Raw genomic sequence first — 13560 nt, 5'->3', positions numbered from 1 at the left:
CCGCCCCCCGCCCCCGGCCCCCCTGGGTCCGCCCGGCCCCTGCCCCGGCGTTTGCATTTCGCTACCAGCCACCACCCAGCGCGCGGTACAGCTCCACCCGGGCGATGGCGGCCGTGGCCTGGCTGTTGGCCAGCGCGGCCTGGTTGTCCAGCGCGATGCGCTGGGTGCTCAACACGTCCAGCATATCCACCACGCCGGCCTGGTACTGGCGGCGCGCGGCACCCAGCGCGGTTTCGCTCTGCGCCACCGCCACCTGCAGCTGCGTACTGCGCTGCTGTTCGGCGGCATAGCTATCGATCGCATCGTCCACTTCATGCCAGGCCTGCAGCACCGTGCGCTGGAACTGCAGCGCCGATTGCTGTTGCTGCAGGCGGCTGAGCGCCAGATTGGCCTGCAGTCGCCCGCCCTGGAAGATCGGCAGGCTGATCGACGGGCCGATGCTGAAGCGGTGGGCATCCCATCCGTCCAGATCATCGAGCTGTTTTGCCTGGAACCCGGCATCGCCGTTCAAGGTGATGCGCGGCAGGAAGCTGGCCTTGGCTACGCCGATGTTCGCCGTGGCCGCATGCAACGCCGCTTCGGCACGGCGGATGTCCGGGCGGCGTTCGGCCAGTTCGCTGGGCAGGCCCACCGCGACGGCAGGCAATGCCGGCCAGTCGGCACGCGCGTCCTGCATCAGGGTATCCAGCGCCTGCGGCGGCCTGGCCAGCAGCAATGCCAGTGCATTGCGCAGCTGTGACTGGCGGTGCCGCAGCGGGGCAATGCGCGCCTGCAGCGCGGCAACCTGTGCGGCCGCACTCGACACCTGCAGGGTCGTGGCGACGCCTTGCCGCTGGCGTGCTTCGGTCAGCCGCTGGATGTCGGCGGCAATGCCCAGGTTGTGCTCGGTGATCGCCAGCAGCTGCGAAGTCGCGCGCAACTGCAGGTAGCTGCGTGCGGTTTCAGCCAACAGCGCGATGCGCACCGCATGTGCATCCTCTTCGGCCATCTGCAGACGCGCGTCGGCCGCTTCCACCTGCCGGCGCACGCGGCCCCACAGATCCAGTTCCCAGCTCAGGCCGATACCGGCCTGGAACAGGCCGTAGTCATCGCGCCCGCCGTTGCCGGAAGGATCGCTCAGGCCCACCTCGCTGTTGCGCGCGCGCACGCCGCTGGCCGTGGCCGCCACCGACGGCAGGCGATCGGCTGCACTGATGCCACGTGCGGCCCGGCTCTGCTGCACGCGGTTGGCGGCCAGCTGCAGATCCAGGTTGGACTGCAGCACCTGCTGGGCCAGCTGCCCCAGCAGCGGATCATCGAAACCGGCCCACCAGGCTGCGTCATCGTCGATGGCCGTGCTGGCCACCGCATCGCCCTGCCACTGCGCCGGCAGCGCAGCCTGCGGGCGTACGAAATCCGGGCCCATCGTGCAGGCCGCCAGTGCCACGGACAGCGACGCGCTGGCGAGAGCCTTCATCACCTTGCGCGCGCTCATGCGCCCTCCCCGCCCTGCAGGTCCACACGGGCTTCGACCGACATGCCGGCACGCAGCTGGTCCAGCAGCGGCTGGCCCGGTTCAAGCACGATCTTCACCGGAATGCGCTGCACCACCTTGGTGAAGTTGCCGGTGGCGTTCTCCGGCGCGACCGCAGCGAACGTCACACCGGTGGCGGGCGCGATGCTGTCGACGTGTCCACGCAGCGAGGTGCCGGGGAACACATCCACGGTCAGTTCCACCAGCTGCCCCGCGTGCATGCGGGTCATCTGCGTTTCCTGGAAATTGGCAACCACGAAGGCACGCTGCAGCGGCACCACCGCCGCCACCGCAGTGCCTGGGGTCAGGTAGGCACCCACGCGTACCGCACGCCGACCGACCACGCCGTCGATCGGCGCCCTCAGTACGGTATGCGAAAGATCCAGTTCGGCACGCGCCTGCGCGGCTTCGGCGCGCTGCACCGCCGCCTGCGCCGACTGCACGCCCGCAGCCAAGATGTCGGTGCGCTGGCGTGCGGTGCTCAACGCGGCCTGGCCCTGCTGCAGGTGGGCACGGGCCACGGCCTGCTTCGACTGCGCCTGCTGCGCGTTCTGCACGGTGCCGGCACCGTCGCTGGCCAGTGCGCGGTAGCGCTGCTGGTCGGCACGGGCCAGGGTCAGTTCGGATTGACTGACATCCACGCTGGCCCGCGCCTGTTCGATCAGCGAGCCCTGCTGGGCGAGCGCCGCCTGCGCATTGGCCAGCTGTGCACGCGCATTGGCCAGGTCGGCGCGTGCGGCCTGCAGCGCCACCTGGTAGTCGCGGTCATCGATGCGGGCCAGCACGTCGCCGGCCTTCACTGTCTGGTTGTCCTGCACCTCGACGCTGCTGACGAAGCCGGCTACTTTCGGCGCGACCACGGTGAAATCCGCATTGACATAGGCGTTGTCGGTGCGCTGGTAGCGGCCATCGCGCAGCAGCAGCCAGCCGCCGATGGCCAGGGCCAGCACGCCCAGCGCCAGGCCGGTGTTGAGGGTTGTCTTGTTGACGGTCATGGAGGGTTCCTTGCGAAAGGGGTTCAGGCCACGGCACGTGGCGGATGGACACGGGTGGCCCACGGCAGCAGCGGCAGGCAGCCCAGGGCCACCAGCGCGACCAGCCAGTACAGGTCCGCCGAGGTCAGTGCCTGCGCCTGGGCGTGCAGGCGCGCGGGCAGATCGGCACTGGCCGGCAACCACGGCTGGTTGCCCAGGTGGTCGACCAGCGCGGTGGAATGGAGGTGGCGGCGAGACTGCCCGACCGCATCGAGCACGCCCCCGGCGAACACCGCAGAGAAGCCTTTGACGGTGTTGAACCAGGCCGAGGCATACGGGCCGTCCTGCGGCGCCAGGCCAGTGGTCGCCAGCAGCAGCAACGGCAGCACCGCCATCGGCTGCGCCACCACCTGCAGCAGCTGCACCCACAGGAAGTTGTCGCGGCTCCATTGCACGTCCAGCTGCGCGCCCAGCAGGCACGCCACTGCCAGCAGCAGCAGTCCGGCCGCCTGCACCCAGCGGCAATCCACCGCACGCTGGTTCATCAGGGTGGCCACCAGCGGCAACGCAAGCGCTTGTGGCAGCGCCACCCACAGCAACATCGGCGCGGTCTGCAGCGGACGGTAGCCCTGCACGCTGGCCAGGAAGCCGGACGGGATGGAGATCACCGCCAGCAGCACGAACAGCACGCCCATGCAGGTCACCAGCGCATAGCTGAGGTTGCGATGGGCCAGCAACTGCAGCTTGAAGAACGGCAGCGGGTGGAACCATTCGTTGATGAAGAACAGCACCAGCAGGCCCGCACCGCCGCCCAGCAACGCGGTGATCAGTGGCGAATCGAACCAGCCCAGGCGCGCGCCCTGGGTGAGGCCCAGCACCAGCATCACCAGCGCCGGAAACCCAAGGGCCAGGCCCACGCCGTTGAACTGGGCAAAGCGTTCCAGCCGCAGCGGGTCCTGCGGCAGGCCCCAGCCCACCATCAGCATGCCGGCCACGCACAACGGCACGATCTGCCAGAACGCGAACTGCCACCCCGCATGCTCGACCCACAGCGCCGCCAGGGGCGTGCCCATGCTGGGCCCGAACGTTGCGGTGAGCGCATAGCCGGCCAGGCCGTACAGCTTGATGCCCGGCGGCAGGAAGCGCAGCGCCACGCTCATCAGCAGCGGCGGCAACGCACCGCCGGCCAGGCCCTGCAGCGCACGCAGCAGCAGGAACGAGGGCAGGTTCGGCGCCAGCGGGCACAACACGCCCAGCAGCATGAAGGCCGCGATCATCACCAGGCCGAAGCGGCGCAACGAGAAGGTCACCGCGCACCAGGGTGCGAACGCCATCGCACAGACCGACGTGGCGCTGTAGATGCCGGTGATCCAATTGCCTTCATCCACGCTGAAACCCATCGCACCGCGGATGTCGGCCAGCGCGACCTTGGTGACGTTTTCGTTGAAGCCCGACAGCAGCACGACCAGCAATACGCCGCACAGGCCCACCACGATGCGGCGATCGAAGGCGGCGGGAACGGGCGCAGCAGGTGTGTTGGGCAAGGTGACCGCACTCATCGGCGCGGCTCGATCCGTGCAGCGCACGGCAGGTGAAGCGACATGGCGTGCGCTCCGTGAAGGTGGGGAGCGCAGTCTAGGCAGGCCCACTACTGCGGAAAATGGCGTGGGTGCGATGCCAGTCGTGCGTGCGACGCACGATAGGACGATGGTGCCCATGCTTCGTAGAGTCGAGCTTGCTCGACTGCCGTGCGCGCGATCAGTCGAGGAAAGGCGAAAGCAGTCGAGCAAGCTCGACTCTACAGAGCGTCGGCGTCGCACATGCTCTTGATCGCGCGGCGCAGCCAGCGGTGCGCCGGGTCGTTGTCCATGCGCGGGTGCCAGGCCTGCACCAGGGCTACGGTGCGCACCGACACCGGCAGCGGGAACATGCGCAGTGGCAGCCCCATGTAGGTGATGCGGTCGAGCATCACGCTCGGCATCTGCGGCAACACCAGGTCCGAAGCAGCCGCCGCAAAGATCGCGCCATGGAAGGTGGGAATGACCATCGCCACCCGTCGGCGCAGGCCCATCTGCGCCAGTTCGTCATCGATCGGCCCATGGGCGATGCCACGTCGCGAGACGGCAATGTGATCGCAGGCGGCAAACCGTTCGGCGGTGATATCCCCGTCGAACAGCGGATGATCCTCGCGCGCCGCGCCGAGCAATGCCGTGGTGAACAGGTTCTGCACCTTGGTTTCCTGCGTGTGCTTGCCGGCGGTACTGATGTACAGGTCGATCCGCCCCTGCACCATCGCGTCATCGTCGGTATCGCCTTCGGGCATGAAGCGCAGGGTGCAACCGGGTGCCTGCTGGCGGAACACCTCGCGCAGGCGGCCGCCGTAGCTGCCGATGAACACGTCGTTGGCGCGGATGCTGAAGGTGTGCTCCAGGGTCAGCATGTCCACTTCGCGACCGTCGTTGAACACCCGATGTGCCTGCTCGATCACATCACGCACCTGCTCACGCAGCTCCAGCGCGCGTGGTGTCGGCGCCAGCCCACGGCCGGCGCGCACCAGCACCGGGTCGCCCAGCGCCTCGCGGATCCGCCCCAGGGTGCGGCTCATCGCCGGCGCGCTCAGGTTCATGCGCCGCGCAGCTCCGGCGACACTGCCTTCGTCCAACAGGACGTCCAGGGCCAGCAGCAGGTTCAGGTCGGGCAGGGGCATGGCGGTCTCCAACAATTGGAATGACTCTACGACACTCCAGCCCGAAGTCGATTGCATCCACTGCACGCATTGCCTGCGCCGCACGGCATGGGTGCGCGCTGCGGCATGGGCGACCATCACCGCCTGCCAAGGAGACCTCCCCATGTTCACAACCCTGCTGGTCGCCCTCGATGGCGGCCGCCAGCACGACCCGCTGCTGGACCTGGTCGCCCACGTCGCCGGGCCGCGCAGCCGCGTACATCTGCTGTGTGTGATCGATCCCGAGTTCGCCCTGCCCACGGACGCCAGCGACGACGACCGTCGCGAGTATCCGGCGGCCGCCCGCCAGCAGGCCAAGGCCGAGGGCCTGCTGCAGGATGCCACGGCGCAGCTGCGCGAACGCGGCGTGGATGCGCGCTCACTGCTGCCGGCCGGGGATCCAGGCGAAGTCATCAGCGCCCAGGCCCGCGAGCTTGGCGCCGATCTGATCGTCATCGGCCATCGCCACCTGTCGCGCCTGCAGCGCCTGCTCGACAGCTCGGTAGCGCAGTGGACGCTGGACCACGCACCGTGCCCGGTGCTGGTGGAAACGCGGGGCGGTTGACCGCCCCGCTCTGGTAGGCGCCAACCTTGGTTGGCGCGCATGGGAAAGGCGGCCAACCAAGGTTGGCCACTACCGGGCGAAGCTGAAGCCCATCGGCCCGGACGGCAGTGCGGCCACCTGGTTGCGGCCGCCCCGCTTGGCCGCGTACAGACCCGCATCGGCATGGGCCAGCAGCTGCTCGGCCGTGGCCCTCACCGGCGGATGGGCAAACCCCACCCCCACGCTGATGCTGACCCGCCCTTCCGGCAGCTGCAGTTCCTGCACCGCCACGCGCAGGCGCTCGGCCAGCGCCAGCACGCCCTCCACGCCGGTGCCGGGCACGATCACCGCGAATTCTTCGCCGCCATAGCGCGCCACGGTGTCGGCCGCGCGGTTGGCGGTGGCCTGCAGTACCGCGGCCACGGCCTGCAGGCAGCGGTCGCCGGCCGGGTGCCCGTGCTGGTCGTTGAAGGCTTTGAAGTGGTCGATGTCCACCAGCAGCAGACCCACTTCGGTACCGCTGCGGCGGGCCCGGTTCCACTCGCTGGCCAACGCTGCATCGAACTGGCGGCGGTTGGCCACGCCGGTCAGGCCATCCTGCCGCGCCAGATGGTCCAGCCGCGCCTGCGCTTCCAGCAGGTCGATCTGCAGCAGGGTGCTGCGCAGGCTGAAACCCAGCGTAGCCACCACGAAGCCGGCCAGTGCCAGCGGGCGCGCGTGGTCCACCACCAGCGCTCCGACCACCAGCAGCAGCAGCGGCAGGATCATCGGTCCACCGGCCTGGACCAGCCGCGACAGGCGCGGGTGCAGCACGCCGCCGGGGGCCGGCGCCTGGCGCAGGGCCAGCACCGCCAGCAGCAGGAACGGCACGTCGATCAGCAGATCGTTGAAGGCACCAAAGGACTGTTCGGCGGTGAAATGGTTGATGTAATACGCCACGCCCAGATAGAGCAGCGCATACAGCGCCAGCGCGCGGAAGAAGCTGCGCCGTTCGGGCACGTCGCCGGCCAGCCAGCGCACGCAGGCGAACGCAGCAATGCACAGGTTCTGGATGTCGAACATGCGGCGCATGTTGGCCATGGCCGTGTCATCGACATTGATGCGGTCGGCGAAGGACAGGGTGTGTACGAAGAACAGCACGCCCAGCAGCGCCGCCATCAGGCCGTCGATGGTGCTGATGGTCCAGCGCTCGCGGCGGGCGCGGGCCAGAATGAACACCAACGGCACGCCATAGATCACATACAGCAGCAGGCTGACCCGCGGGGTCAGATCGGCACGCCCGGCACCGATCGCATCGGCCATGTTCACCGCCATGCCGCCGGCCCACAGCAGCAGCGCCAATGCGGTGGCCCGCCAGCCCAGCGCCGCCCGGTCACGCCGGGCGCGCCACAGGCAGGCCATCGCCGCCAGCACCGGCGCGGCGGTCAGGAACACGAACGAACCTTCTCCGGCCGGCCCCGGCCAGAACGCCACGACCACCCCGTGGCAGAGCACGTACAGCAGCGCAAGCACTACCGGCATGGTTCCCCCATCGGCAAGCCGTCTGCGCGAACCATAGCGCGTTGCCCCGCCAGCGGGGCGTGATCGACTGCCGAAAACCCGGCTGCGCCGGGTGGGCTCGAGCGTGCGCGACTGCCCCGCCTCGGTAGAGTCGAGCTTGCTCGACTGATTTTCCACGCCAGTCGAGCAAGCTCGACTCTACGCATCCGCCGCAACATCCGGGCGCATTGGCGATGTATTCCCCCCGCAACATCCGGGCGCGTTGGCGATGTACGCCCCATCACCCCCGCAGCACCCGGGGGGGATGGAAACGCGTCCGCCTCAGCCGCGCAGCGCCTTGGCGTGGTGCGCGATGTGCTCGCCAATGAAGCTGGCGATGAAGTAGTAGCTGTGGTCGTAGCCCGGCTGCAGGCGCAGGGTCAGCGGGTGGCCCACCGCTTCGCACGCCTGCTGCAGGCGCTGCGGCTGCAACTGGGTCTGCAGGAATTCATCGGCATCGCCCTGGTCGACCAGCAGCGGCAGGCGCTCGCCGGCACCGGCGATCAGCGCGGTGGCATCCCACTGCGCCCAGGCCGCGCGATCATCGCCCAGGTAGGCGGTGAAGGCCTTTTCGCCCCACGGCACCTGGCTGGGTGCCACGATCGGCGAAAACGCCGACACGCTGCGGTAGCGGCCGGGATTGCGCAGCGCCAGCACCAGCGCGCCATGTCCACCCATTGAATGGCCGCTGATGGCACGCGCATCGGTCGCCGGGAAGTGCGCCTCGATCAGCGCCGGCAGCTCCTGCACCACGTAGTCGTGCATGCGGTAGTGCCGCGCCCACGGCTGTTCGGTGGCATTGAGATAGAAGCCTGCGCCCTTGCCCAGGTCGTAGCCTTCGGCATCGGCCACGTCGTCACCGCGCGGGCTGGTATCGGGGGCCACCAGGATCACCCCGTGTTCGGCGGCGTAACGCTGCGCGCCGGCCTTGGTGATCACGTTCTGTTCGGTGCAGGTCAGGCCGCTCAGCCAGTACAGCACCGGCAGCTTCTGCGTGGCGGCCTGCGGCGGCAGGTACACGGCGAACTGCATGTCGCAGCCCAGCGTGGTGGACGTGTGGCGATAGACATCCTGCCAGCCGCCGAAGCAGGCACGGTGTTCAATGCGTTCCATGGAGTGCTCCCGGTGGCGGCAGGCGCGCGGCCTGCCGCCTGGCGTGGTTCAGTAGTGGACGACCGAGCGGATCGACTTGCCTTCGTGCATCAGGTCGAAGGCTTCGTTGATCTTGTCCAGGTCCATGGTGTGGGTGACGAACGGGGCCAGTTCGATATCGCCCTTCATCGCGTCTTCGACCATGCCCGGCAGCTGGCTGCGGCCCTTCACGCCGCCGAAGGCGGTGCCCATCCACTTGCGGCCGGTCACCAGCTGGAACGGACGGGTGGAGATCTCCTGGCCGGCACCGGCCACGCCGATCACCACGCTCTGGCCCCAGCCGCGGTGCGCGCATTCCAGCGCCGCACGCATCACGCTGGTGTTGCCGATGCACTCGAAGCTGTGGTCCACGCCCCAGGTCGTCATTTCCACGATGACCTGCTGGATCGGCTTGTCGAAGTCCTTCGGGTTGATGCAGTCGGTGGCACCGAATTCGCGGGCCAGCTCGAACTTGGACGGGTTGGTGTCCACGGCAATGATGCGGCCGGCCTTGGCCTGGCGCGCACCCTGGATGACCGCCAGGCCGATGCCGCCCAGGCCGAACACGGCCACGCTGTCGCCTTCCTGCACCTTGGCGGTGTTGTGCACCGCGCCGATGCCGGTGGTCACGCCGCAGCCCAGCAGGCAGACATGTTCCGGGTTCGCTTCCGGGTTGATCTTGGCCAGCGATACTTCGGCCACCACGGTGTACTCGCTGAAGGTCGAGCAGCCCATGTAGTGGTAGATCGGCTCGCCGTTGTAGCTGAAGCGGCTGGTGCCGTCGGGCATCACGCCCTTGCCCTGGGTGGCGCGCACGGCAACGCACAGGTTGGTCTTGCCGCTCTTGCAGAACAGGCATTCGCCGCACTCGGCGGTGTACAGCGGAATGACGTGGTCGCCCGGCTTCACGCTGGTCACGCCCTCGCCCACTTCCACCACGATGCCGGCGCCTTCATGGCCCAGCACCACCGGGAACAGGCCTTCCGGGTCATCGCCGGACAGGGTGAACGCATCGGTGTGGCAGACACCGGTGTGGGTGATCTTCACCAGCACTTCGCCAGCCTTCGGCGGGGCGACGTCGATTTCGACGATCTGCAGCGGCTGGCCGGGACCAAAGGCGACGGCGGCACGGGATTTCATGGCGGGTTCTCCAAGGACAGACAAAGACAGCATGGATGGCGCAGTGTTGCGCCCTCGTTTATTTCAGGTACGAACGGATCAAGCCGCTCATCTCGCGCACGCGCTCGGCGCGCTGTTCATCGGATGCGGCCGGTTGGCCGAATTCCTCGCGCAGATGGGCTTCCATCACTTCGGACATCAAGCCGTTCACCGCGCCGCGGATGGCCGCGATCTGCTGCAGCACCGGGCCGCACTCGGCGCCGGCTTCCAGCGCGCGGTCCAGCGCATCGCACTGGCCACGAATGCGGCGCACGCGGGCCAGGACCTTCTTTTTCTCTTCGGGTGAATGCGGCATGGGCGGCCACCTGCGGAACTATACTGGGGGATAGTATACACACCCAGCCGTTCCTGCATACGGCAGGGCCGTTGGCAGCCCAGGTAACCACGCCGGACGATACGTCCGCCCGGTTCGTGGACTATTGATGCCCCGTGCTCAATCGAACCGACCTTCTTGCGCCAGCCGGGTCAGTTCATCAACCACGTGGCGCACCTTCGGCCGCAGGTGCCGGGTGGGCGGCCACAAGGCATGGATATCGACATGGCGCTGCATCTGCTCGTCCAGCACCGACTGCAGCGCGCCCGACTGCAGGTGCGGGCGCACCAGGGACATCGGCATCTGGCAGATGCCCAGCCCGGCCAGTGCGCCGTCAATCACCGCATCGCCATCGTTCAACTGGTGGGTGGCGCTGGGAATGAAGGTGCCGCCCTCGCCCTCCACGCCCACCCGCCACGCCACCGGCTGGCCATGGCGGTAGCCGACGATGCTGCGGTGCTGGCGCAGATCGTCCACGGTGCGCGGCACGCCGTGTGCCTGCAGGTAGGCCGGTGCCGCGCAGGTCACCAGGCGTTGGCTGCCCAGCCGCCGCGCCACCAGATGTTCGGCCTGCTGCAGCCCGCCGAAGCGGATCAGCAGATCGATGCCTTCCTCGATGGGGTCCACGAAGTGATCGGTGAAGGTCACCGTCAGCTGCAGGTCCGGGTACTGCTGGCACAGCTTCAGCAACACCGGCATGACCACCATGCGGCCAAATGAAGAGGGCATGTCGATGCGCAGGCGACCGCTGGGCACGTGCGCGCCCAGGCCCAGGCAGGCCTCGGCCGCGGAAATCTCCTCCAGCGCGGCGGCGCAGGACGCGTAGTAGGCCTCGCCGTCGGTCGTCAGTGAGATGCGCCGGGTGGTGCGGTGGAACAGGCGCACGCCCAGCCGCACTTCCAGCCGGGCGATGGCCTTGCCCACCGCCGAGCGGGAAATGCCCAGCGCCTCGGCCGCCTCGGTGAAGGTGGTCGCGCGTGCAGTGGTCACGAAGGTGACCAGACCATTCAAGGATTCGACGGGTAGCATGCCGGGGGCCCTATTGGGGACCAATAGTCCCGCTCGATGGGAAATGGAACCTATTTATGGGGCCAGATGTCAACGCCATCCTGTAGGCATCGCGCCGCCGGCGCTCCTTCCCCCAAGAGACCTGCACATGACCGCCCCGCTCTTCCAACCGTTCGATCTGGCCGGCACACCGCTGCGCAACCGTATCGCCATGGCGCCGATGACCCGTGCGCGCAATCCCGACTACGTGGCCAACGAACTGACCGCGCAGTACTACCGCCAGCGCGCCAGTGCCGGCCTGATCATCAGCGAGGGCACCCCGGTGTCGCCGCAGGGCCAGGGTTACATCGACGTGCCGGGCATCTGGTCGCAGGAACAGGTGGCCGGCTGGCGCCAGGTCACTGATGCCGTGCATGCCGCACAGGGCGCCATCTTCGCCCAGCTCTGGCACGTGGGCCGCATGTCGCACCGCTCGCTGCAGCCTGACGGTGGCCAGCCGGTCAGCGCCAGCACGCGCGCGGTGGCCCACGATCCCCGCAGCTTCGCCTTCGTGTATCGCGACGACGGCAGCCGCGGCCCGGCCGACCCGACCCCGCCGCGCGCCCTGCGCACCGATGAAGTGCCGGGCATCGTCAACGACTTCGTGCGCGGCGCCGAGAATGCCATCGCCGCCGGTTTCGATGGCATCGAACTGCATGCTGCCAACGGCTATCTGTTCGAACAGTTCCTCAACCCGCTCACCAATGATCGCCAGGATGACTACGGCGGTTCGCTGGCCAACCGCGCGCGGCTGATCCTGGACACCGTGGATGCCATGACCGCACGCATCGGCGCGCAGCGCGTGGGCGTACGCCTGGCACCGAACAGCCAGGTCTTCGACATGCCGGCCTATGCAGAAAACGAGGCCAGCTATCTGTACCTGGCCGAAGAACTGGGCAAGCGTGGGCTGGCCTATGTGCATCTGAACGACAACTACCTGCACGGCGCGCCGGCCATCGGCGAGGCGTTCCTGAAGGCCTTCAAGCAGGCCTACGGCGGTACCGTCATCCTGGCCGGCGGGATGACCCGCGAGCGTGCCCTGCGCCTGGTGGACGAAGGCACCATCGATATCGCCGCGTTCGGCCAGCCGTTCATCGCCAACCCCGATCTGGTGGAGCGCCTGCAGGCCGACGTGGCGCTGACCACGCCGGATCGCGCTACTTACTACGGCGGTGGCCGCGAGGGCTATCTGGATTACCCGGTCGCCAGCTGATCGGGCATGGGGTCAGACCCCTTTCCAACGGAAAGGGCTCTTACCCTGGTTCGGCGAAGACGGGGTCAGAGCCGCGCTACGCGCGGATCCGACCCCATCACTCACGCCCCTTCGCGCACGTACGCGAACGATTCATCCAGCCGCGCGAAGCCGATCACCCGCTTCAGCAGCGCCTGTCCCTCGTCCTCGCTGATGCGCCCTGCTACGATCTCGTCGGTACGCGCGTACAGGCGTTCCAGCGCTGCCACCTGGTCGGCCCGCAGCCACGCGCGGTGCGTGCCCAGCCACGCCTGCAGATCGTCGGCCAGCGTGTCCTTGCCCAGCATCGAGTACTGCGTCTCCAGTTCCACCACCGCCTCCACCATTTTGCGGAACACGAAATCCTGCAGGTTGACGGCCAGGATGTCGGCGCGATCATCGTCGTGCCACACCAGCACCACCGGCGGCTCGCTGAAGCCCGGCGCATTGGTCCAGAAGCAGTACACGTCGCCCGCGCCGCTGCGCGCGAACGGCAGCAGCTGCAGGTCCTCGCGCAGCGGGTTGTAGTGGTCCTCGGCGGTCAGGTCTTCCCACGCTTCCTGCAGTTCGTCGCGGCCGATCGGCTCGAACTCATCGGCAAACAGCAGCAGCGGCGGCTGCGCGCGCAGCTGTGCGGATTGCTGCTGGAAACCCTCCCAACCCAGCGCGCCCCACTGCAGTTGCGCAGCGGCAGACAACTGGTGATACAGCGGCGGAAAGACCTGGCCCGTGGCCTGTTCGACGTCGGCGAGCGTGTTCATACGTATCCTTGTTGGAACCCAGCCGACTACCTTGCCTGAACCCTGCGCGCGCGGCCAGCAAGATGAACCGGCACCGTCACGCCACGGCCCTAGACTGCACTGCCCCGCCGTACGTTGCCCCGCCATGGACTCCCCCGCCCCCTCCTTCATCGTCAACCTGGATGTACCCGACCTGGCCGCGGCCGAGGCGTTCTACACCCAGGCGTTCGGTCTGCGCATCGGCCGTCGGCTTGGCGCGGGCGCCACCGAACTGCTGGGCGGGCCCACGCAGCTGTACCTGCTGCAGAACGCCGACGGCAGCGCCGCCGCCGACGATGGCGATGTGCGCGACTACGAGCGCCACTGGACGCCCATCCACCTGGACTGGGTGGTGGACGATATCAACGCCGCGCTGTCACGCGCGGTCGCCGCCGGTGCGCTGATCGAACGCCCGGTCAGCGAGCGCGCATGGGGCCGGCTGGCCGTGCTGGCCGACCCGTTCGGGCATGGCTTCTGCCTGCTGCAGTTCGTCGGCAAGGGGTACGACGCGTTGGTGGAGTGATCGGGGCCAGCCATCCACGCATGGCGTGGATCTTATCTCTTGCCGATCTGGCACCTTGGGTG

General features: G+C 68.3%; 13 protein-coding genes. 3 read left to right on the top strand and 10 right to left on the bottom strand.

The features are described 5' to 3' along the window. Positions 1-61: 61 nt before the first annotated feature. The 4 genes from IAE58_RS17835 to IAE58_RS17820 all read right to left on the bottom strand — a co-directional run bounded on the left by IAE58_RS17835 (position 62) and on the right by IAE58_RS17820 (position 5194). Entirely contained in the window at positions 62-1474 is a 1413-nt protein-coding gene (locus IAE58_RS17835; RefSeq protein ID WP_200734987.1) for an efflux transporter outer membrane subunit, read from the bottom strand. Then, positions 1471-2508, bottom strand: a complete 1038-nt coding sequence (locus tag IAE58_RS17830) for an HlyD family secretion protein (RefSeq protein WP_199934479.1) — start codon at positions 2506-2508, stop codon at positions 1471-1473. The genes IAE58_RS17835 and IAE58_RS17830 overlap by 4 nt, the downstream gene beginning before the upstream one ends. A 23-nt stretch (positions 2509-2531) precedes the next feature. After that, positions 2532-4046 carry an MFS transporter gene (locus IAE58_RS17825; RefSeq protein WP_199934478.1) on the bottom strand — a complete coding sequence of 505 codons (1515 nt, stop codon included), beginning with the start codon at positions 4044-4046 and terminating at the stop codon, positions 2532-2534. 239 nt (positions 4047-4285) lie between these two features. Next, positions 4286-5194: a LysR family transcriptional regulator gene (locus IAE58_RS17820; protein WP_108757134.1), complete on the bottom strand. Its 909-nt coding sequence runs from the start codon at positions 5192-5194 to the stop codon at positions 4286-4288. A gap of 142 nt (positions 5195-5336) precedes the next feature. On the opposite strand from IAE58_RS17820, the gene IAE58_RS17815 reads away from it, so the two are divergent. Further along, on the top strand, positions 5337-5777 hold the full coding sequence (locus tag IAE58_RS17815) for a universal stress protein (RefSeq protein ID WP_164272093.1): 441 nt from the start codon (positions 5337-5339) through the stop codon (positions 5775-5777). A gap of 69 nt (positions 5778-5846) precedes the next feature. Here the strand turns inward: IAE58_RS17815 and IAE58_RS17810 are convergent, their stop codons facing one another. The 5 genes from IAE58_RS17810 to IAE58_RS17790 all read right to left on the bottom strand — a co-directional run bounded on the left by IAE58_RS17810 (position 5847) and on the right by IAE58_RS17790 (position 10947). Continuing rightward, positions 5847-7277 (bottom strand): GGDEF domain-containing protein, encoded by a 1431-nt coding sequence (locus IAE58_RS17810; RefSeq protein ID WP_199934477.1) that lies wholly within the window; start codon positions 7275-7277, stop codon positions 5847-5849. 300 nt (positions 7278-7577) lie between these two features. Beyond that, on the bottom strand, positions 7578-8408 hold the full coding sequence (gene fghA, locus IAE58_RS17805; protein ID WP_199934476.1) for an S-formylglutathione hydrolase: 831 nt from the start codon (positions 8406-8408) through the stop codon (positions 7578-7580). A 48-nt stretch (positions 8409-8456) separates the two neighbouring features. Continuing rightward, positions 8457-9566, bottom strand: coding sequence for an S-(hydroxymethyl)glutathione dehydrogenase/class III alcohol dehydrogenase (locus IAE58_RS17800; RefSeq protein ID WP_199934475.1), 1110 nt, complete (start codon positions 9564-9566; stop codon positions 8457-8459). A gap of 58 nt (positions 9567-9624) precedes the next feature. Beyond that, a complete protein-coding gene (locus IAE58_RS17795) occupies positions 9625-9900 on the bottom strand; it encodes a metal/formaldehyde-sensitive transcriptional repressor (RefSeq protein ID WP_108757140.1) in 276 nt (91 codons plus the stop codon). A 138-nt stretch (positions 9901-10038) separates the two neighbouring features. Next, the gene (locus tag IAE58_RS17790) at positions 10039-10947 is read right to left on the bottom strand and encodes a LysR family transcriptional regulator (protein ID WP_199934474.1); all 909 of its coding nucleotides are present in this window, start codon (positions 10945-10947) and stop codon (positions 10039-10041) included. A gap of 127 nt (positions 10948-11074) precedes the next feature. Here IAE58_RS17790 and IAE58_RS17785 point away from each other — a divergent pair, with 127 nt between their 5' ends. Further along, positions 11075-12178, top strand: a complete 1104-nt coding sequence (locus IAE58_RS17785) for an alkene reductase (protein WP_199934473.1) — start codon at positions 11075-11077, stop codon at positions 12176-12178. Between the two features lie 101 nt (positions 12179-12279). Here IAE58_RS17785 and IAE58_RS17780 read toward each other — a convergent pair whose 3' ends face one another. Then, entirely contained in the window at positions 12280-12957 is a 678-nt protein-coding gene (locus IAE58_RS17780; RefSeq protein ID WP_199934472.1) for an SMI1/KNR4 family protein, read from the bottom strand. 124 nt (positions 12958-13081) lie between these two features. On the opposite strand from IAE58_RS17780, the gene IAE58_RS17775 reads away from it, so the two are divergent. Next, the gene (locus tag IAE58_RS17775) at positions 13082-13498 is read left to right on the top strand and encodes a VOC family protein (protein WP_199934471.1); all 417 of its coding nucleotides are present in this window, start codon (positions 13082-13084) and stop codon (positions 13496-13498) included. Positions 13499-13560: the final 62 nt, after the last annotated feature.

The sequence above is a fragment of the Stenotrophomonas sp. S49 genome, from assembly GCF_016624905.1.
Lineage (GTDB): Bacteria > Pseudomonadota > Gammaproteobacteria > Xanthomonadales > Xanthomonadaceae > Stenotrophomonas.
The sequence above is the reverse complement of the archived record's forward strand: the minus strand, read 5'-3'. Positions and strand labels throughout refer to the sequence as shown.

What these genes read in the sequence shown, in the direction of transcription:
- IAE58_RS17830 (WP_199934479.1), bottom strand. Translation starts at nt 2,508, where the DNA reads ATGACCGTCAACAAGACAACCCTCAACACCGGCCTGGCGCTGGGCGTG.
- IAE58_RS17825 (WP_199934478.1), bottom strand. Translation starts at nt 4,046, where the DNA reads ATGAGTGCGGTCACCTTGCCCAACACACCTGCTGCGCCCGTTCCCGCC.
- IAE58_RS17800 (WP_199934475.1), bottom strand. Translation starts at nt 9,566, where the DNA reads ATGAAATCCCGTGCCGCCGTCGCCTTTGGTCCCGGCCAGCCGCTGCAG.
- IAE58_RS17835 (WP_200734987.1), bottom strand. Translation starts at nt 1,474, where the DNA reads ATGAGCGCGCGCAAGGTGATGAAGGCTCTCGCCAGCGCGTCGCTGTCC.
- IAE58_RS17780 (WP_199934472.1), bottom strand. Translation starts at nt 12,957, where the DNA reads ATGAACACGCTCGCCGACGTCGAACAGGCCACGGGCCAGGTCTTTCCG.
- IAE58_RS17810 (WP_199934477.1), bottom strand. Translation starts at nt 7,277, where the DNA reads ATGCCGGTAGTGCTTGCGCTGCTGTACGTGCTCTGCCACGGGGTGGTC.
- IAE58_RS17815 (WP_164272093.1), top strand. Translation starts at nt 5,337, where the DNA reads ATGTTCACAACCCTGCTGGTCGCCCTCGATGGCGGCCGCCAGCACGAC.
- IAE58_RS17795 (WP_108757140.1), bottom strand. Translation starts at nt 9,900, where the DNA reads ATGCCGCATTCACCCGAAGAGAAAAAGAAGGTCCTGGCCCGCGTGCGC.
- IAE58_RS17775 (WP_199934471.1), top strand. Translation starts at nt 13,082, where the DNA reads ATGGACTCCCCCGCCCCCTCCTTCATCGTCAACCTGGATGTACCCGAC.
- IAE58_RS17785 (WP_199934473.1), top strand. Translation starts at nt 11,075, where the DNA reads ATGACCGCCCCGCTCTTCCAACCGTTCGATCTGGCCGGCACACCGCTG.
- IAE58_RS17790 (WP_199934474.1), bottom strand. Translation starts at nt 10,947, where the DNA reads ATGCTACCCGTCGAATCCTTGAATGGTCTGGTCACCTTCGTGACCACT.
- IAE58_RS17820 (WP_108757134.1), bottom strand. Translation starts at nt 5,194, where the DNA reads ATGCCCCTGCCCGACCTGAACCTGCTGCTGGCCCTGGACGTCCTGTTG.
- fghA (WP_199934476.1), bottom strand. Translation starts at nt 8,408, where the DNA reads ATGGAACGCATTGAACACCGTGCCTGCTTCGGCGGCTGGCAGGATGTC.